Origin of the sequence: Rhizobium sp. CF142, assembly GCF_000281145.1 — a bacterium.
GTDB lineage: Bacteria > Pseudomonadota > Alphaproteobacteria > Rhizobiales > Rhizobiaceae > Rhizobium.
Window position 1 is genome coordinate 50161 of record NZ_AJWE01000085.1, and the last position, 16520, is coordinate 66680.

General features: G+C 60.9%; 16 protein-coding genes. 7 read left to right on the forward strand and 9 right to left on the reverse strand.

Annotated elements, in window-relative coordinates:
• Positions 1-597 (reverse strand): dienelactone hydrolase family protein, encoded by a 597-nt coding sequence (locus PMI11_RS15970; protein WP_081493254.1) that lies wholly within the window; start codon positions 595-597, stop codon positions 1-3.
• Positions 598-707: 110 nt separating this feature from the next.
• On the opposite strand from PMI11_RS15970, the gene PMI11_RS15975 reads away from it, so the two are divergent.
• Positions 708-1679 carry a glycerophosphodiester phosphodiesterase family protein gene (locus PMI11_RS15975; RefSeq protein ID WP_007818831.1) on the forward strand — a complete coding sequence of 324 codons (972 nt, stop codon included), beginning with the start codon at positions 708-710 and terminating at the stop codon, positions 1677-1679.
• Here PMI11_RS15975 and PMI11_RS15980 read toward each other — a convergent pair whose 3' ends face one another.
• Positions 1680-3977, reverse strand: coding sequence for a putative bifunctional diguanylate cyclase/phosphodiesterase (locus PMI11_RS15980; protein ID WP_037071509.1), 2298 nt, complete (start codon positions 3975-3977; stop codon positions 1680-1682). It abuts the gene before it with no gap.
• A 225-nt stretch (positions 3978-4202) separates the two neighbouring features.
• Here PMI11_RS15980 and PMI11_RS15985 point away from each other — a divergent pair, with 225 nt between their 5' ends.
• Both PMI11_RS15985 and PMI11_RS15990 read left to right on the forward strand, forming a co-directional pair.
• Complete coding sequence (locus tag PMI11_RS15985) at positions 4203-5585, forward strand: TIGR03808 family TAT-translocated repetitive protein (protein ID WP_007818833.1); 1383 nt, start codon at positions 4203-4205, stop codon at positions 5583-5585.
• Between the two features lie 96 nt (positions 5586-5681).
• Positions 5682-6347 carry a glutathione S-transferase family protein gene (locus PMI11_RS15990; RefSeq protein ID WP_007818834.1) on the forward strand — a complete coding sequence of 222 codons (666 nt, stop codon included), beginning with the start codon at positions 5682-5684 and terminating at the stop codon, positions 6345-6347.
• Positions 6348-6350: 3 nt separating this feature from the next.
• Here PMI11_RS15990 and PMI11_RS15995 read toward each other — a convergent pair whose 3' ends face one another.
• Positions 6351-7247 carry a LysR substrate-binding domain-containing protein gene (locus PMI11_RS15995; RefSeq protein WP_007818836.1) on the reverse strand — a complete coding sequence of 299 codons (897 nt, stop codon included), beginning with the start codon at positions 7245-7247 and terminating at the stop codon, positions 6351-6353.
• Positions 7248-7657: 410 nt separating this feature from the next.
• Here PMI11_RS15995 and PMI11_RS16000 point away from each other — a divergent pair, with 410 nt between their 5' ends.
• Positions 7658-8011 (forward strand): MmcQ/YjbR family DNA-binding protein, encoded by a 354-nt coding sequence (locus tag PMI11_RS16000; protein WP_007818838.1) that lies wholly within the window; start codon positions 7658-7660, stop codon positions 8009-8011.
• Here PMI11_RS16000 and PMI11_RS16005 read toward each other — a convergent pair.
• Both PMI11_RS16005 and PMI11_RS16010 read right to left on the reverse strand, forming a co-directional pair.
• Positions 8008-8628, reverse strand: coding sequence for a glutathione S-transferase family protein (locus tag PMI11_RS16005; protein ID WP_007818840.1), 621 nt, complete (start codon positions 8626-8628; stop codon positions 8008-8010). The two genes, PMI11_RS16000 and PMI11_RS16005, sit on opposite strands and share 4 nt — an antisense overlap.
• Positions 8629-8717: 89 nt before the next feature.
• Entirely contained in the window at positions 8718-9074 is a 357-nt protein-coding gene (locus PMI11_RS16010; RefSeq protein WP_007818842.1) for a hypothetical protein, read from the reverse strand.
• 123 nt (positions 9075-9197) lie between these two features.
• On the opposite strand from PMI11_RS16010, the gene PMI11_RS16015 reads away from it, so the two are divergent.
• Positions 9198-9953 carry a DeoR/GlpR family DNA-binding transcription regulator gene (locus PMI11_RS16015; RefSeq protein WP_007818844.1) on the forward strand — a complete coding sequence of 252 codons (756 nt, stop codon included), beginning with the start codon at positions 9198-9200 and terminating at the stop codon, positions 9951-9953.
• Here the strand turns inward: PMI11_RS16015 and PMI11_RS16020 are convergent.
• Together PMI11_RS16020 and PMI11_RS16025 are read right to left on the reverse strand one after the other, a co-directional pair.
• The gene (locus tag PMI11_RS16020) at positions 9928-10725 is read right to left on the reverse strand and encodes a hypothetical protein (RefSeq protein ID WP_348257841.1); all 798 of its coding nucleotides are present in this window, start codon (positions 10723-10725) and stop codon (positions 9928-9930) included. The two genes, PMI11_RS16015 and PMI11_RS16020, sit on opposite strands and share 26 nt — an antisense overlap.
• A gap of 104 nt (positions 10726-10829) precedes the next feature.
• A complete protein-coding gene (locus PMI11_RS16025) occupies positions 10830-11834 on the reverse strand; it encodes an asparaginase (protein WP_007818848.1) in 1005 nt (334 codons plus the stop codon).
• A gap of 197 nt (positions 11835-12031) precedes the next feature.
• On the opposite strand from PMI11_RS16025, the gene PMI11_RS16030 reads away from it, so the two are divergent.
• Positions 12032-13258, forward strand: coding sequence for an MFS transporter (locus PMI11_RS16030; RefSeq protein ID WP_007818850.1), 1227 nt, complete (start codon positions 12032-12034; stop codon positions 13256-13258).
• On the opposite strand, the gene PMI11_RS16035 is transcribed toward PMI11_RS16030, so the two are convergent.
• Positions 13245-13868 carry a helix-turn-helix transcriptional regulator gene (locus tag PMI11_RS16035; RefSeq protein ID WP_007818851.1) on the reverse strand — a complete coding sequence of 208 codons (624 nt, stop codon included), beginning with the start codon at positions 13866-13868 and terminating at the stop codon, positions 13245-13247. The two genes, PMI11_RS16030 and PMI11_RS16035, sit on opposite strands and share 14 nt — an antisense overlap.
• A gap of 100 nt (positions 13869-13968) precedes the next feature.
• On the opposite strand from PMI11_RS16035, the gene PMI11_RS16040 reads away from it, so the two are divergent.
• Entirely contained in the window at positions 13969-15426 is a 1458-nt protein-coding gene (locus PMI11_RS16040) for an MFS transporter (RefSeq protein WP_007818852.1), read from the forward strand.
• A gap of 49 nt (positions 15427-15475) precedes the next feature.
• On the opposite strand, the gene PMI11_RS16045 is transcribed toward PMI11_RS16040, so the two are convergent.
• Entirely contained in the window at positions 15476-16474 is a 999-nt protein-coding gene (locus tag PMI11_RS16045; protein WP_007818861.1) for an NAD(P)H-quinone oxidoreductase, read from the reverse strand.
• Between the last annotated feature and the right edge of the window lie 46 nt (positions 16475-16520).

The following is a 16520-nucleotide window of genomic DNA, read 5'->3' on the forward strand; positions in this document are numbered from 1 at the left end:
TCAGAGCGCGGCGAGGAAAGCGTCGACGCGGCTCCAGGTGGCCTCCGCCGCCTTTGCATCGTAGTCAGGCAGCGACTGATCGGTATAGAGATGACCGACGCCGGGATAGAGGAAGACCTCCGGGCTGATATTGGCTCTCGCAGCATGCGCACGCCACGCCGCCATCTCGTCCGCCGGCGCGAACTCGTCGGGCTCTGCCAGATGGACCTGCAGAGGAATGCCTTCGCGCGCATTGGCCGGAATGTCTGCGATACCGTGCAGCAAGAGAATGCCGGTCGCTTGCGGTCGGCCCGGCCAGAGGCTTGCGGCGATGCCTGCGCCCATGGAGAAGCCGCCGAGGACGGCGGATGCCGGCAAGTCGGCGACCGCCTTTTCGGCGCGCCTGCAAAGTTCGGCCCAGCCAATCTCCTTGCGAATGGAGAACCCTTCCTCAAGCGTCTGCCCTACCCTGCCTCCGTAGAGATCGGGCGTTACGACCTGATGGCCCGTTGCGCGCAGAAGTTCCGCGGCACTTCGTTCAAGAGACCGAAATCCATAGACCGAATGAAAAAGTGCAATCGCCGCCATCGCTACCTCCCTGTTTTGCGGGGTCAACATAGGGTTTCTGCAACGTGAAGGCGAGCCTTAACCCACAAAAGCCCCAAATGAGCCAAAGAACCACCGGAATCGCTTTCTAGCCATTTGCCGAGGTACGACCGGAGGGGATGATGGGACGGAAGCTCACATATGCAGGCGTGGCGGTTCTCGCCTTTGCCGCCGCAATTTATCTCAACAATACCAGCTTTTTAGCCGAACAACGGAAGGGCAAACCTCTGCTTCTGGCGCATCGCGGCATCGCCCAGCGTTTCGACGAGACGGATCTGAAGAACGATACCTGCACGGCCACGCGCATGCTGCCAGCGAAGCATGATTTTTTGGAGAATACGATCCGCTCCATGCGGGCGGGATTCGATGCAGGTGCCGATGTGGTGGAGGTCGACGTGCATCCGACAACCGACGGGCGGTTCGCCGTCTTCCACGATTGGACGCTCGATTGCCGCACGGACGGGCATGGCGTCACGCGCCAACACTCGATGACCGAGATGAAGCTGCTCGACATCGGTTACGGCTATACCGCCGACGGTGGCAAGAGTTTCCCCTTCCGCGGCAAAGGCATCGGCCTGATGCCAACCCTGGATGAGGTGTTTTCCACCTTTCCAGACAAACATCTGCTCATTAACGTCAAAAGCCGCGATCCCTCGGAAGGCGAAAAGCTCGCGGTCGTGCTGAACGGCCTGCCGGCTGAACGGCGCGCGAAGATCATCGTCTATGGCGGCAACGAGCCGATCGACCGGATCCGGCAGCTGGCGCCCGATATCCGCACGGCTTCACGCGCCAGCCTGATGGGCTGCCTCACCGGCTATATCGGCTACGGTTGGACGGGCATTCTGCCTGATGATTGCAAGAATGTGATGATGCTGGTTCCGATCAATTATGCGCCATGGCTGTGGGGCTGGCCGGACAGGTTCCTCAACCGCATGCAGGACGCAAATACGCAGGTCTTCGTCATCGGCCCCTATCACGGCGGCGGCTTCTCGACCGGCATCGACAATGCCGAACGCTTCGCACAACTGCCCGCCAATTATTCAGGCGGCATATGGACGAACGAGATCGAGACAATCGCCGATCTGGTGAAGTGATCAGGCGCCTCGCGCCAGCAGCATGACGACGATCTCTTCCGGCGCGACAGGCCTCGAGAAGCGATAGCCCTGCGCCTCCTCGCATCTGGCATGGCGCAGGAATTCCAGCTGCGCATCGGTTTCCACCCCTTCGGCGAGCACCGAGAGCTTCAAAGTCTGGGCGAGCGAAATGACGGCGGACGCAATGGCGACGGCGGTCTTATCCGCAGGCAATGCCTCGACCAATGAGCGGTCCATCTTCAACCTGTCGAAAGGAAAGGTTTTCAGTGCGGCAAGCGAGGAATAGCCGGAACCGAAATCATCGATCGACAGGCGGAGGCCGAGCGCACGCAGCGACAGCATGATGGCGAGCGCACGGGCGGCATCATGCATGATGACGCTTTCGGTCACCTCCAGCTCCAGCCAGCGCGCATCGAGCCTATGGCTATCGATCGCTTCGGCGACGTGGGAGGCGAAATCCGGATCGGCAAACTGCTTGGGCGAGACATTGACGGCAATGGTCAGTGGCGTCAGGCCCATGTCCTGCCAAGCACGAGCCTGGCGACAGGCCTCATTCAACACCCAGAGGCCGAGCGGCACGATGAGACCGGTTTCTTCCGCAAGGGGAATGAAATTGACGGGCGGTATCACGCCCTTCGTCGGGTGGTTCCAGCGCACCAGGGCTTCCAGGCCAGTGATGCGGCCGGTGGCGACATCCACCTGCGGCTGGTAGAGCAGGAAAAGCTGGTTGGCGACGATCGCCTGGCGCAGTTCCTCCTGTTCGCTGAGCGGGAGGTCGACGGAACTGCTGACGACGCCGTCGTGATATTGCAGCGTGTTCCGGCCGAGCTGCTTGGCACGGTACATGGCGCGGTCGGCATTGGCGAGCAACTCTTCAGGCGTCGCACCATCCCACGGGAAGGCTGCAATGCCGATGCTCGAGGTGACGGCGATCTCAGTGACCCCGGAGCGCACTGGCTTGGAAATCGCCTTCTGCAGGTCACGCAGGCGCCGCATGATGCCGGCATCGTGGCCGGACTGGTGGACGAGCACGACGAGGAATTCGTCGCCGCCGAGCCGCACGACCATATCAGAGGCGCGCACGCAGTTCGCCATGCGGGCAGCGGTCTCCTTGAGCACCTCGTCACCGGCGGCGTGGCCGCTCGTGTCGTTGATCTCCTTGAAATTATCGAGATCGATATAGGCGACCGTGACCTTGCGGTTGTTGCGCCGGGCCTGATCGAGGATCTTCGCCATGCGCTCCTTCAGGAAGGCGCGGTTCGGCAGGCCCGTAAGATCGTCGTGATGGGCCATGAAATGGATGCGGTCATCGACGCGCTTACGCTCGATGGCGATGCCGGCGATATGGGTGGCGAGCGCCACCAGCTTCATCTCGTGTTCAGTCGGGCGTCGCGTCTCTTTCGAATAAAGCGCGAAGGTGCCGAGCACATTCTTCTGCGAGGTGCAGATCGGCGTAGACCAGCAGGAGCGGAAGCCGAACTGGCTGACCATCGCCCGGAAATCCTCCCAGAGCGGATCGGCCATGACGTCCTCGACGATGATGGTTTCACCACGCCAGGCTGCCGTGCCACAGGAGCCCACCTTCGGGCCGATGGCAACGCCGTCGATCATGCGGCTGTAGGCGCCGGGCAAATTGGGCGCCGCGCCGTGGTAAAGCCGCGTGCCCTCGCTGTCGAGCAGCAGCACGGAGCCGGAAATGCCGGTCATCTGGCGCTCGATCATCAGCACCAGCGCCTCGAGGATCATCGGCAGCGGTTCGTTGCGGGCGATCATTTCCAGAAGGTTCGCCTGGCCTCGATAGAGCTCCTCCTGCCGCTTGCGCTCGGTAATATCGCGGGACACACCGATGAGGCCGACGACCTCGCCGCGATCGTTGCGCAGCGGTATCTTGGAGGTCAGGCGGCACATGATGCCGCCATCCGGCTGCGGCACGAGTTCTTCCATGTCGATGCGGGGCTCTCCACCCGACATGATCTCCTGCTCGACATCGAAATACCGGCGGGCCGTCTCAAAATCGAACAGGTCGAAGTCACGCTTGCCGGCGATCTCCGCAGCGTTCTCCAGCCCGTGGCTGCGCGCCATGACAGCATTGGCGAAGACGAAGCGGCCGTCGCGGTCCTTGACGTAAAGAAAATCGGGAAGCTCGTGGACGATAGCCTTGAGGCGGAGGTTCTCAATGCCTTCGGAAAGATGATGGGCAGTCGCCGCCATCATTGCCTCCGTGGCAGCTACGATACGTTGTGTCTCGGCACTGAAGTTATCACCAGATTCCCAACGTCGGACCCCCATTCCATTCATGACGCTGTTCTCTCCCGGTAACCGCAGGCCTGTCCACAATAGTCATAATTGAAACCGCTTTCTAAAATAGCGAGTATTTCCTTCGGGGTGTTTAAATGGAAAGGTGAACAAGACGACAATATTCGAGAGGTTGCGTTTGCTACTCGACCGATGGTTCTTCTTTTTCTGCGGGTATGTGTCGAAAAGAGGCATTTCTGCTGGCATGAATCCTGCGTGGACACCGCTATGAAGAAGGATTTCAGCAAAGTCTCCCGACGGGATATACTTGGCGTGCTGGCGGCCTCCGCAGCGGCCATGACGGCGCCGCGCGCTTTTGCGGCTCCGCTCAGTGCGGAGCAGCCCGACATGCGCGGCTCGATCGATGCGGTGCAGTACCGCGCCATTCCCGAAAGCGGCGACAAGAAAAACCGCAACCTGCAGCAGATGATCGAGAAAGCGGCGCGTGAGAACGTGCCGGTCTTTCTGCCGCCTGGCACTTATCGCATTTCCAACCTGACATTGCCGGACAATACGCGCATATCAGGCGTGCCCGGTGCGACACGGATCGTCTATACCGGTGAAGGCCACCTCTTTGCAGCTGACAATGTCGGCCGTATCGAGCTTTCCAACCTCGTGATCGACGGATCGAACCATTGGCTTGCGGACTATGCGGGTGCCCTTGTCCAGTTCACCGGTGTCGGTGAGGTGCTGATCGACAATTGTGAAATCGTCGGCAGCCGCAAGCACGCGCTGCAGCTCGAGCGCTGCGGCGGGCGGATCGAGCGCAGCAAGATCTCCGGCGCAGGGCAGTCCGGCATTTATGCCGTGGAATCTGCGGGGCTTTCGATATCAGGCAATACGGTTTCGGACTGCGGCAATGGCGGCATTCTGGTGCATCGCTGGAAAAAGGCCGAGGATGGCACGATCGTTTCCGGCAACCGCGTTTCCAATATCCGCGCCAATGATGGCGGCACCGGCGAAAACGGCAACGGCATCAATATCTTCCGCGCCGACGGCGTAACGGTGACAAACAACCAGATCTCCGACTGCGCCTTTACCGCGGTTCGTGCCAATTCCGGCTCCAACATCCTGATCAGCAACAACCAGTGCCACCGCTCGGGCGAGACGGCCATCTATGTGGAGTTCGAATTCGTCGGCGCGGTCGTGTCAGGCAACGTGATCGACGGGGCGGCGAACGGCATATCGATTGCCAATTTCGACCAGGGCGGCCGGCTGGCAAGTGTGACGGGCAACGTCATCCGCAACCTGACGCTCAAAGGGCCTTACAAACACGAGGTCGGTTTCGGCATCGGTATTGCGGCGGAGGCCGATTCGCTGGTGTCAGGCAATGTCATCGAAGATGCGCCGCGCTGGGGGCTGCAGATCGGCTGGGGGCCTTACCTGCGCAACGTCGTCGTCAACGGCAATGTCGTGCGCAAGTCCCCGGTCGGCTGCGCGGTCTCGGTTGCTGAAGGCGCAGGTTCGGCCGTCATCACCGACAACATCTTCCAGGAGATGGGCAAGGGCGCTGTACTGGGTTTCGAATGGGAGAAGCAGGTCTCGGATGAGCTTGCGGACGATAGCTCCCGCTACGGCCAGTTGACCGTCGGCCGCAACCGGATTTCCTGAGCGCTATCAAAAGCTTTCATCGACATATCATCCGCAGGTGCTTTCTTCAGTCCGGCGCTGGCTTTAGGGTCGGCGTGAAACGGAAGGGGACATGCCATGTTGACAATCTACGGGGTTTATCGCTCGCGCTCCGCGCGCGTTTACTGGATGGCCGAGGAACTGGGGATCGAATTCCAGTCGGTACCGGTGCTGCAGGCCAAGCGACTTGCGAACCCGCTTTCGCCGGATGCGCCTGTCAACACGCTCTCGCCGGAATTCCTTGCGCTTAATCCGATGGCGCTGATCCCAGCCATCAAGGATGGCGAGCTCGTGCTGAACGAGTCTCTGGCGATCAACCTCTATCTCGCGCGCAAGTATGGTGGCGAGCTCGGCGGCAAAACCGTCGAAGAAGACGGTTTTATGACGATGTGGACGATCTGGGCGGTTTCCGAGCTCGACGGCAACACCGGCAAGATCGTCTCGACCTATGATGACGGCAAGGAAAACACCGAAGTGGGGCGCGCGGTGATCGATGTCGCCTGCCGCACGATGAAGCGGCCGCTTGCGGCCCTCGAAAAGCATCTCGACGGCAAGGACTGGATCGTCGGCGGGCGCTTCACTGTCGTAGACCTCAACATCGCGGAGGTGCTGCGCTACGCCCAGAGCGAAACTGCGCTTTTCGACGCGCATCCGAATATCGATGCCTGGATCAAACGCTGCCAATCGCGCCCGACCTATCTGGAAATGCAGCGCAAGCGCTCGCTGGAACCGATCGAGGTCTGACGATCAGGCGAAGATCGCGGCGGTTTCTGCCATTTCCTCGCGGATCCAGGCCTTGAAGTCGCGCACCTTCTTCGGCTCGCGGCTGCCTTCCGCTGTCACGAAATAGTAGCCGTCGCCGGTATTGGCGCGGATGCCGAAGGGCGCCACCAGCCGGCCTTCCTGCAACGAAAAGCCCGCAAGCGTCTGCCAGGCGAGCATCACGCCCTGCCCGGCAATCGCCGCATCGAGGCAAAGCGACGCATCGTTAAAGCTGTGGCGCACGGCAGGCGGAGCGCCTGAGAGCCCCGCTGCCTGCATCCAGACATCCCATGTGAACATGGCATGGGCATCGATGACAGCCGGGAGCTTCAGGATATCGGCCGGCTCCTTCAGCTTCGCGGCCATCTCAGGAGAGCAGACGGGAAACACCACCTGCTCCAGGAGATGCTCGACCTTCACGCCCGGCCATTGGCCCTTGCCGACACGGATCGCGACATCGATATCGGAGGCGGCCAGATTGACGAGTTTGGTCGTCGCATCGAGACGCAGGTTGATTTCCGGGTGGCGCTCCATGAAACGGTCCAGCCGGCAGACCAGCCAGCGGGCGGCGAGAACGGGTGCTACCGAAATTGTCAGGATGCATTCGTCCTTGCGCTGCGCCATCGAGACAGCTTCCGCAAGACGGAGGAAGCCTTCGTTCAGGGCGGCAAGAACGGGAGCGCCTGCTTCCGTTGCCAGCATGCCCTTCGGCGTGCGCTCGAAGAGCAGCCGACCAAGCTGGGCTTCGGCCTTGATGACCTGCTGACTGACGGCGCCGACGGAGACGCCAAGTTCATCCGCCGCCGCCTGAAGCGAGCCAAGCCGGCCGACGGCTTCCAGCGCGCGAAGGCCGTTGAGATGCACGGAGTTGAGATTTCTCATATAGTTTTCCTACAGCAGGAAACCGGTAATCTCAATTGAAAAGCAAGCGTTCGCCGCCGATATTGGCATCATAAGGCGCTGATCTTCATAGCGCAGTGGGCAACCAAGCCCCGGGAGAATAGAAATCCCTTGCGCCAAAAGCGGGCCGAGCCCTCAGAAAGCGAGAGCAAGATGTCACTGCTGAAGTTTTTCTTAAACCAACCAAGCCCTGCCGCCGGGGTTTCGCAAGGCGAATATGGTAGAGACGAAGATGTTCTCGATCATCCCGACATCGCCTCCATGTCACAGAGGGAGCTTGCGGACCTGCCTCTGCCAGTACCGGCGCCAAAACGTCCTCTACAACGACAACTAGAGAAATGCGCCTGAATGTATGATAGGTTTTCCGCCGGGGAACACTCAGGGCGGATAAGATGACGGAGAGCGTAGACGGCATTCTAGCACGGTTGAAGCGGCTGGCGAAGGAAGCCGGCTTGCCCGGCATCCAGGAAAGTACATCCTATGGCAATCTGGCGCTGAAGGTCGGGGGCAAAAGTTTCGTCGCGGTCAAGGACGACGAAACGGTGGTCATCTCGATCCCGATCGACCACAAGGAACACCTGCTGACGATGGCGCCCGACATCTATTTTCAGACGAACCATTATGTCGGCTGGCCGCATCTGCCGGTCCGCATCGCCGCTGTTGGCGATGATGAACTCAAGCAGCGGCTGATCGACGCCTGGACGTACCGGGCGCCGAAGAAGCTGATATCCGCCTACCGCGCTTAGGCTTTTTCGCGTGCCAATGCTCGCTGCACAGCCGGGCGCTCCAGCATGCGAGCGTGATGCTCGCTGACCCTGGGGAAGCGCGTGGGATCGACGCCATCGGATGGCAGCCAGCCGGTCATGACGAAGAGATAGGGATCAGCGACCGTATAGCTGTCACCCATCACCCACGGCCCCTTGAACATGGTCGCCTCGATCAGCTCGAAGCTTTCCCCCATGGTCTGCGGCACCTTGGCCTTCATGGATTCCAGCGCAGCTTCATCATCGGCCCAGCGGGAGCCGCGCGGACGGTGGGCATGGTTCACATGCACGGTGGAAGAGATATATCCGTTGAAAGCCTGCAGCCGGGCAAACTCGAAGGGATCGTCGAGCGGGGCAAGCTGGGCCGCCGACGCCATCTGAGCGATATAGGCGAGGATCGCCGTTGTTTCCGTCAGCACGCCGCGATCGGTTACCAGCGCCGGAACGCGTCCCTTCGGATTGATCTTCAGGTAGGCCTCCGAGCGCTGCTCGCTCTCGCGGATATTGACCTTCTTCGTATCGAAGGAAAGGCCGGATTCCTCAAGAGCGATCAGGCTTGCAAGAGCGCAGGTTCCCGGTGCGAAATAAAGTGTGAGCATGGTGAGACTCCCCTTTCGGGGAGCCTTATAGCGCGAGCTTCATGGCCTGCGAAAGACGGGGTTTCATCTTTCGCGTGGCTTGGCACCCCTCAGGCGCAACCCGGCACGTCCTCCAGCCGGTACCAGACCGGAATGCCGCGCTCGGTCGCAATGCGCACGTCATTATCGGCACCCTTGGAGTCGCCCGGCAGACGCAGCACGCCCTCGCAAAGCTGCAGCAGGCGGCCGGCGACGGGGTGGAAGATTTCCTCGTAGAGATCGTCACCCACCGACCTGCCGCCGGCGGCATGCCAGACCGGCAAGGCCACCCATTCACCGATCATCGGTACATGGCCCGCTTTGAAGAGCGCGTGCGACGGCTCCTCAAGGCGCTTGAGATTGGCAGCCATCTTTGTCGGCTCATCGCCCGTTCCAGACCTGTAGGGCCCGGCAATCAAAATCAACATGATCTACTCCATCAACTCCCGGCCTCATGCACGGGATTTCGCGAAAATGCACGATATTTCTTGAATGTCGAGTCAATTCGTGCATATTCACGATATTTCGTGAATTATCATGCAGGAGTATTCATGCTGACCAGCCAACGCAAGGCCCTCATTCTCGACATCCTGCGCCGCGACGGGCAGGTCATCGCCAAGCGCGTGGCGGAGGATTTCGAACTTTCGGAAGACACGATCCGCCGCGACCTCCGCGAAATGGCGGCGGAAGGGCTGTTGAAGCGCGTGCACGGCGGCGCCTTGCCCATTGCCCCCGACCTGCCCGACTTCACGGCCCGTCGCGACGTCGCTTCCGACGTCAAGGCGCGGCTCGGCGCGAGGGCAGCGCAGATGGTTAAGGCCGGGCAGATGGTATTTCTCGACGGCGGCACGACCACGGCAGAAATTGCCCGTCACCTGCCGCGCGACATTGCCTTCACAATCGCCACCCACAGCCCGACGATTGCCGCCGAGCTGGAGCATCACCCGACGGCCGAGGTGATCCTCTGCGGCGGCAGGCTCTACAAGCATTCCATGGTGGCGACAGGCGCGGTCGCAATGGCTGCAATCTCCGCTTTGCGGCCGGATCTCTTCTTCCTCGGCGTGACGGCCGTCCATCCCGTGCACGGATTTTCGACCGGGGATTTCGAGGAGGCGGCAATCAAGCGGCATATCGCCCGATGTTCGGCGGAGACGCATGTGCTGCTGACGGCGGAGAAATTCGATCTCGTTTCACCCTGCACAGTGCTTGCCATAAGCGAAGTGGCGGGACTGATCGTGCCCGCAGAAATGCCGGCGGAACGGCTTCAGCCTTACATCGAACTCAATGTCGCAATTGCCGCAGCCTGATCCGCTTTCGGCGGAGCGGAGGAACAAGGCCCGGCGGCAGCAGGCTGAGGACCAGCGCGGCGATGAAAACCACAAGTGCGAAGATGCCGGGCAGGACATTGCCGAGCCCAAGCGTCAGCGCCTCCTGCAAGCGTGGCTGGACATTCGCAACGATGGCCGCAAGCGCCGGCATGCCTAGAAGCTTAGCCACCATCGACGAAAGCCAGTTCATTTCAGTGACAGCGGCGAGAACGCCATAGAAGGCTGCCGCGTAGACAATGCCGCGCAGGACCGTCGAAGCGCCGAAGGGCCTGGTGTCATCGTCCTCGAAGGGAATGGCAAGATAGGCAAGCAAGGAGGCGAGAAACAGGAAAGCCAGCGGAAGCGCTTCAGATATCGCGGCCCATTGCAGGCGTTCGCCGGTCGCGACGAACAGCAGGAAGGGCATGGAGGCCAGAAACCACAGGACTATCGGCAGCCCCCAAAGCCGCAGCAGCGAAAGGTAGCTCAGCCGCAGCAGCGCAGCGCCAAACAGAATCCCGATTGCAATCCAGACGCCCGCCGTTTTCAGCGTACCGGCCATGAATTGCACCACCGGCATGCAGGAGCCGGCCATTTCCACACAATTGGAGAGCTGGACCGCAAGCCAGGTGAAGTAATCGAAGCAGAGCGTAAAGAACATCAGGAGGGTGATGCCCGTCAGCATCCACCACAAATAGCGGCCTGCGAACATGTTCTGCCCTCGCAGATCAGGAGGAACCGTATTCACGCGCTCCGTCGCGGCGACAGGCATGTCCGACCGCCGGACGTGCCTTCATCTATATTAGGTAATTCTTATTTTTTTATAACTTATATATTTAACAATGCAGGGATTTGGGGCAGAGATCGGGGCAACGATCAGGTAAAGGCATCTGTCACGCGGATATCGCCGACATGGATGCCGTTCCAGTTGTGCATCGATTTATTTGCCAGAGCGGTCAGCGCAGCATGTTCCTTGCCGCCCTTTTCGAAGTAGCGGGCAAGTGTCGCCGCAACCATGGCTTCGGCAGCGCGGGTGGTGCCGTCATCACACTTCAATGCGATCGCGATTCCCTGTTCCGGCATGGCAGCGCAGAAGACGCCTTCCGCGCCGGTCTTGCAAAAGATCTGTCCGGGGGCGATCTGCATCAGCTCGGTGCAGGCGCGGCCGGTGCCGGCCACATAGAAGGGTTCGGCCATGCAGGCTTCGATGAGCCGGCGGGAAGCTTTCGCGCGTTCCGGGCCGAGGCCATTACCGGTCGCCATCTTCGCAAAGCCATGAGCGAGTGCCTTCAGTGGCACGGCATAGGTCGGAATGGAGCAGCCATCGGTGCCGCAGACGTCATGACCGAGTGCGGCGCCTGTCAGGTTCTCCATGGCGTCGCGGATCTGCTGCTGCAGCGGATGGTCGTAGCCGACATAACCCTTGCTATCGATGCCCTGATGGCAGCAGACGCAAACGAAGCCGGAATGTTTGCCGGAGCAATTGTTGTGAAGCGCGGTCGGCTTCTCCAGCGTGCGCGCCTGATGGATCAACGTCTTCTGGTCCGAGGACCAGTGCGCGCCACATTCTAGCGCCTCCACGTCACGGCCGGCACGCGAGAGCATAGAGGCGGCAAGCGCCACATGTTCATCCTCGCCGCTATGCGAGGAGCAGGCGAGCGCCAACTCCTTGTTGCCGAAGCCGTAGGCATCCGCCGCGCCGCTTTCGACCAGCGGCAACGCCTGCATCGCCTTGCAGGCCGAGCGCGGGAAGACATTTGCCGCGATATCGCCAAGCGAAAAGGCGACACGGCCATCGCCATCCACGACCGCAACCGAACCGCTGTGACGGCTTTCGACAAGCGAGCCCCTGGTGACTTCGACGAGGACGGGATTGGGCATGGGCAAGAATCCGGATTGTGGGCAAGGAGACTGCAGGCATAGCCTCTCGCTCTCTGAAAGCCAATGGAATTTGCGCCACATGCCGGCCGATCACAGCATCTAAACAGCCATCACACGAAGTGACGACGGCTGCGGCAAACTATCGTTTTCCGTGCAGGCGCGATGGGGCTAAAGGTTGTGTGTCAGGACTCATACTCATGCCATCCTCATTTTCTTCCATTATCCGCGACAGCCGCATCCGCATTCCAACCGTCACGCTGGTGGCGCTCGCCTTCACCTATGCCTCCACGGTTCCCTACCAGTCGATTATCGGCATCAGCGAACTCGGCATGAGTGACGGCGCCTATTCGGCGCTGGTCTTCTTTGCTGCCGTCGTCAATGTCGCGATCAGCCTAACGCTCGGCATATGGTCGGACAGGCTGACGGAAAGACGGCCGCTGGTGCTTGCGCTTTCCATTGCCGGCATGATCGGCTTCGGATCGATCGCCCTCATTCATAGCCCTGCCATCTTCATCTTCTCGGTGCTCTTCCTCGTGCCGATGAGCAATTCCACCTATTCGCTGCTCTTTGCCAGTGTCAGGGCGCGCACCAACCAACTGGTCCGCAGTGAAGCGGTCGCCATCACCTCGACAGTGCGCGCGCTCTATTCCGGTTCCTGGGCGGTAGCGCCGGGACTGGTCGGGCTTGCTCTGGTCACCTCGCCATCGATGACGCCGGCTTATGGGGTGGCGGCGGTGGCGAGCCTCATCTGCTTCTGCCTCTATTTCTTCTTTGCGCCCGGCAATGGCCCGGTGCGCGAGACGATCCCCAACCAACCGGGCTTCTTCGCTTCACTGAAGCGCGTCTTTGCGCCCGATGTTTTCATCCGCGTCTTCGTCATGTCCCTGCTGCTCGGCCTGCAGCGGCTGAACGGCATGGTGTCGCCGCTCATCGTCGTGCATAAGATCGGCGGCAGCGTCGTCGATGTCGGCTTTCTCTCGGGTCTGACGGCTTTTCTCGAAATGCCCTTCATGATGATGTGGGGGCTTGTACAGCGACGTTTCCGCACCGTGCATGTATTGGCTTCCGGCTCAGTGCTTTACTGCCTCTATCTGGTGCTGCTCGGCTTTGCCACCGCACCCTGGCAGCTCTATGCGCTGCTCGGTCTCAACGCCTGCGGAGCTGCTGCCATCCTCAGCCTGCCGATCACCTATCTGCAGGATCTTATCGCCGATCGGCCGGGCCTCGGCAGCTCGCTGATCTCGCTCAACACCTTTATCGGCATTGGCGTTGCCGCGGGCCTTTTTGCACTCGGAACGGCGGTGACGGACTATTCCGGCACGGCTTTCGTCGGCGCCGTTGTCGGCATCGTCACCATTGTGATCCTGCTCTATCTGGAAAGCGGTAGCCGCATGCGCCAGCTGGCCCAAATTACCTTGGAGTAATGCGATAGGCGCAACGGCGCGCGCCAAGCAGGATGTGTTCGCTGCGCTCGACCTCGGCCGAGAGTACGCTGCGGAAGGTTTCGAGCTCGGAACGGCAGAAGCCGGCGCAGGCCGTCGCCGCAGCACAGATCGGACAATGGTTTTCGACGAGCATCAATGATCCATCGTCCTCCTGCCAGCTATCGGCCATGTAGCCCTCGCGGCTGCGGATGGCAGCGAGGCCTTCCACGCGGGCAGCAAGATCCGGCCTGTCTGCGAGTTCGTCGCGATAGCGCTGCAGCGTTTCATTTTCGCGGGCAGTTATGACGGCATCGAGCGCTGCGGGGCCGAGCTGCTGAACAACTGTTGTCAGCAATGTCGCCGTCAGCTCGGCGTGGCCGTCGGGGAAATGCCTGTTACCCTCCGCTGTCAGATGCCAGAGCTGGCTCGGACGCCCCCTGCCCCTGGCGGGAACGCTGACGGGCTCCACCAGCCCCTCCTCCGCCATCTTTGCAAGCTGCTGGCGAGCGGCTTCGCCGGAAATGCCGAGCGCATCGCCGACAGCAGCGGCAAGCTGCGGCCCTTCTGTCTTCAACAGGATCAGGATACGATTGACAGGGGATTGGCGCATATTTTCCAAGTCATCTCTTGTTTTAATCCGGTGCTCATGCAATTTTCCAATTCATAGCTTGGAAAATAATCACGGGTCAGGAAAAACGCAAGGATTCATCATGTCCGAGACCGCCTTGGAACCATCAGGCTCGCCCACTTCCGTCTTCCAGCTGTTTTCTCCCACGCTTCTGCCGGCGACACTGATGCTTGGCGGCGGCATGACGATCTCTGCCGTGGAAAGCTACATCACAGCAACGATCGCGCCGAGCATCGTGCGCGATATCGGCGGGCTGGAACTGTTCTCGCTGGTGACGACGCTTTATATCGCCGCGACCATACTGGGTTCAATCTTCATGGCGATGCGGCCGAGGAATATCGGGCTGCGCAGTGTCTACGTGATCGCGGCTGTGATCTTCGGCGTCGGCAGCCTGCTTTGCGCTGCAGCCCCCTCGATGCCTGTTGTGCTGATCGGCCGAACGGTGCAGGGTTTCGGCACCGGTGCGCTCGCCGCCCTCTGTTACGCCTTCATCCGCTTCGTCTATCCCGAACCGCTCTGGCCCAAGGCGTCGACGCTCTATGCGGCGATCTGGGGGGTGTCGACCGTCATTGGCCCGACGCTTGGCGGCTTCTTCGCGCATGACGGCGCCTGGCGCTACGCCTTTGCCGTGCTCGTCCCGCTCAGCGTGTTGATGGCGGCGTTGGCGCCGCGGCTTTTGCCGCAGGCCGAGGACGACCGCGAACAGGCAAAGATGCCTGTCGCGCAGATCTGCCTGCTGCTTGGGGCAGTGCTGCTGGTCAGCACCGCAGGGACAACCGAGATGACGACAGTAAAGATCGGGCTGATCGCCGTTTCGGTCGTCGCCGTCGGCGTCATGCTCGTTTTGGAACGCAAGGGAAACAATCGGCTGCTGCCATCAGGCGCGGTGACGCTGAGCCAGCCGATATCACGGGTCTATCTGACAATGATCGGCCTCAACTTCGTTCTCGTCAGCGATATCTTCATTCCCTATTTCCTGCAGGTTCTGCACGGGATAACGCCGCTGATTTCAGGCTATCTGGTGGCTCTCGTCGCCCTCGGCTGGACGGTGGCCGCCTTCTTCAGCGGCTCCTTCTCCGGCAGGAAAGCCAACGCCGCGATCGTTGCGGGCTGTGCAACCGAAGCCGCAGCGACAGCCGTGCTTGCCGTCTTCCTTGCCCGGGAGAACCCTGAAGCACATCTTATCATCCTCGGACCGGCAGCAGTCGCCATGTTCATGATGGGTTTTGGTGTCGGCCTCGGCTGGGCGCATCTCGTCGCCAAGGTGCTGAAGCTGGTGGCCGACAGCGAGCAGGACAAGGCTTCGGCGGCCATTCCGACGATGAGCTCGCTCGGCAGCGCCTTCGGAGCGGCCTTTGCCGGCGTCATCGCCAACGGCGCGGGACTGGTCGACCCAGGCGGTATTGCGGGCGCGCTTTCAGCTGCAGGCTGGCTCTATCTGATCATGGCCTTGCCGGGGCTGATCGCCGTCGGCGCGGCGCTGTCGCTTACAGCATCGGCCCGAAAATCGGAATCGATTTTCGGAAAGCCTGATACGTAAATTCAAGGAGTTAGAGCGTGTTTTGTGCGTCCGAACGGACGTACGCGCTTTAGCCGAGTTTCAGCATGATCTTGCCGATGTGGTTGCTGCTTTCCATCAGCCGATGAGCAGCTACCACGTCTTCAAAGGCAAAGGTCTCATAGATGACGGGCGCGACCGTTCCGGCTTCCAGAAGCGACCAGACCTCGGACAAGAGATCGTCACGGATCGCCCGCTTCTCCTCCGCCGTGCGCGGGCGCATGGTGGAGCCGGTCACCGTCAGGCGCTTGACCATGATCGGGGTCAGGTTGACCTTTTCGGCGACCGCGCCCTGCAGAAATGCGATGATCGAGAGGCAGCCGTCCTTCGCCAGAGAGGCAATGTTCTTCTCGAAATAGGCCGCACCGATCATGTCGAGGACGATATCGACGCCCTGGCCGGTCTCTTGCCTGATGACGGCGGCGAAATCCTCTTCCCGGTAGTTGATGGCGCGCTTGGCGCCGAGCTTCTCGCAGGCTTCGCACTTTTCCTTCGAGCCGGCGGTCGCATACACCTCGGCGCCGAAAGCCTTGGCGAGCTGGATCGCGGTCGTGCCGATGCCGCTGGAGCCGCCATGGATCAGCACTTTCTCGCCCTCCGTCAGGCCGGCCATCTGGAAGAGGTTTGCCCAGACGGTGAAAAAAGTCTCCGGAAGAGCCGCTGCCCTCACCGCATCATAACCCCTGGGGAAAGGCAGAGCCTGGCCGGCCGGCAGAAGGCAGTACTCCGCATAGGCGCCGCCATTGGCGAGGCCGCAGACTTTGTCGCCCAGCGAATAACCGGTCACGCCGGGGCCGATCGCGACCACCTCGCCCGCGAGTTCCAGGCCGAGAATGGGACTTGCATCCTTTGGCGGCGGATAGCTGCCCTGGCGCTGGGAAATGTCGGGACGGTTGACGCCGACCGCCTCGGTACGGACGAGGATCTGGCCTTCCGAGGGCACCGGCACCGGTCCGTTTGCAATGACCATCGCCTCCGGCCCGCCGAAAGACGGCAGATCGACAAAACGCATATGCGACGGCAACGACATGACCCGGCTCTCCCTATTCCGAAGCATTGGAGATAATTCAGGGTCT

Bases quoted from the DNA above. Each gene is read 5' to 3' on its own strand.
- PMI11_RS16005 (WP_007818840.1), bottom strand. From the start codon at position 8,628: ATGCTCACACTTTATTTCGCACCGGGAACCTGCGCTCTTGCAAGCCTG.
- PMI11_RS15975 (WP_007818831.1), top strand. From the start codon at position 708: ATGGGACGGAAGCTCACATATGCAGGCGTGGCGGTTCTCGCCTTTGCC.
- PMI11_RS15995 (WP_007818836.1), bottom strand. From the start codon at position 7,247: ATGAGAAATCTCAACTCCGTGCATCTCAACGGCCTTCGCGCGCTGGAA.
- PMI11_RS15990 (WP_007818834.1), top strand. From the start codon at position 5,682: ATGTTGACAATCTACGGGGTTTATCGCTCGCGCTCCGCGCGCGTTTAC.
- PMI11_RS16025 (WP_007818848.1), bottom strand. From the start codon at position 11,834: ATGCCCAATCCCGTCCTCGTCGAAGTCACCAGGGGCTCGCTTGTCGAA.
- PMI11_RS16035 (WP_007818851.1), bottom strand. From the start codon at position 13,868: ATGCGCCAATCCCCTGTCAATCGTATCCTGATCCTGTTGAAGACAGAA.
- PMI11_RS16040 (WP_007818852.1), top strand. From the start codon at position 13,969: ATGTCCGAGACCGCCTTGGAACCATCAGGCTCGCCCACTTCCGTCTTC.
- PMI11_RS16045 (WP_007818861.1), bottom strand. From the start codon at position 16,474: ATGTCGTTGCCGTCGCATATGCGTTTTGTCGATCTGCCGTCTTTCGGC.
- PMI11_RS15985 (WP_007818833.1), top strand. From the start codon at position 4,203: ATGAAGAAGGATTTCAGCAAAGTCTCCCGACGGGATATACTTGGCGTG.
- PMI11_RS16010 (WP_007818842.1), bottom strand. From the start codon at position 9,074: ATGTTGATTTTGATTGCCGGGCCCTACAGGTCTGGAACGGGCGATGAG.
- PMI11_RS16000 (WP_007818838.1), top strand. From the start codon at position 7,658: ATGACGGAGAGCGTAGACGGCATTCTAGCACGGTTGAAGCGGCTGGCG.
- PMI11_RS15980 (WP_037071509.1), bottom strand. From the start codon at position 3,977: ATGAATGGAATGGGGGTCCGACGTTGGGAATCTGGTGATAACTTCAGT.
- PMI11_RS16020 (WP_348257841.1), bottom strand. From the start codon at position 10,725: ATGCCTGTCGCCGCGACGGAGCGCGTGAATACGGTTCCTCCTGATCTG.
- PMI11_RS16015 (WP_007818844.1), top strand. From the start codon at position 9,198: ATGCTGACCAGCCAACGCAAGGCCCTCATTCTCGACATCCTGCGCCGC.
- PMI11_RS15970 (WP_081493254.1), bottom strand. From the start codon at position 597: ATGTTGACCCCGCAAAACAGGGAGGTAGCGATGGCGGCGATTGCACTT.
- PMI11_RS16030 (WP_007818850.1), top strand. From the start codon at position 12,032: ATGCCATCCTCATTTTCTTCCATTATCCGCGACAGCCGCATCCGCATT.